The sequence below is a fragment of the Gordonia sp. DT219 genome, from assembly GCF_049847065.1.
GTDB lineage: Bacteria > Actinomycetota > Actinomycetes > Mycobacteriales > Mycobacteriaceae > Gordonia.
In genome coordinates this window covers 1-757 of sequence record NZ_JBNCNR010000065.1, presented here as the reverse complement: position 1 = coordinate 757, position 757 = coordinate 1, and the positions used below count along the sequence as shown (strand labels likewise).

2 pseudogenes are annotated in these 757 nt (G+C 56.0%); both read right to left on the bottom strand.

What is annotated here, in order from left to right:
- A pseudogene (locus tag ACPXB3_RS22420) lies at positions 1-428 on the bottom strand (hypothetical protein); the annotation flags it as partial.
- Positions 428-757 (bottom strand): annotated as a pseudogene (locus tag ACPXB3_RS22415) (toxin glutamine deamidase domain-containing protein); the annotation flags it as partial. The pseudogenes ACPXB3_RS22415 and ACPXB3_RS22420, both read right to left, overlap by 1 nt.

Genomic DNA, 757 nt, shown 5'->3' with positions numbered 1-757 from the left:
GACGGCTCCGACAGCCCCAAAAACATCGCCGCCGCCCGATCCTGCACCTGCCCCGCCGTCGCCATCGACGCCTCAAAACCCGCCGCCACATCACCACACACCACATGCACCACACCCCGCACCGGCTCCCGATCCACCACCAACACCAACCCATCAAACAACCACAAAGGAACCGGAAAATCACGACGAAACTCCCGCACCCGCCGGTTAAGTAGCTTAAAATCCTGCATAGAGATGTCGGCCGAGCGATCGACAATCTCCTCGCTCCCCACCCACACCGCTTCGGTGCCGACTTTGTGACCAGGACTGAAATGATCAACAGTCATATACCGATCCCACGGCCCCTCCGACAAACTTCCGGTGGAATTCACCACTATGTCCGCAAGCTCCGAAGCCAATTCGCGTAACAGATCTTCCAACTCAGCCATCAACTCTCGCCTCGCTCTGCTGCTGCAACCATCGCCAGAATCTCCTTCTTAAAGTACTGACGCTTATACTGCTGCGATGAGTCATTACGAAATATATCGTTTATCTTAACCTTTTGTAGCAAGACATCCGATCTTGCCGAGTACGCTTTACCGCGCACGGAAATCACATCCGGTCTCTCCCCCACAACCGGCGCATCCAGATCGATCTCCACCTCCACCCGCGCCCCGTACCGCGCGAAATCAGACCACTCATTTTCCATCACCCGATACGGCACCATATTGAAATGCCCATCCTGGGCGAACATGTTGCGCAACCCCTGGGCCAACAC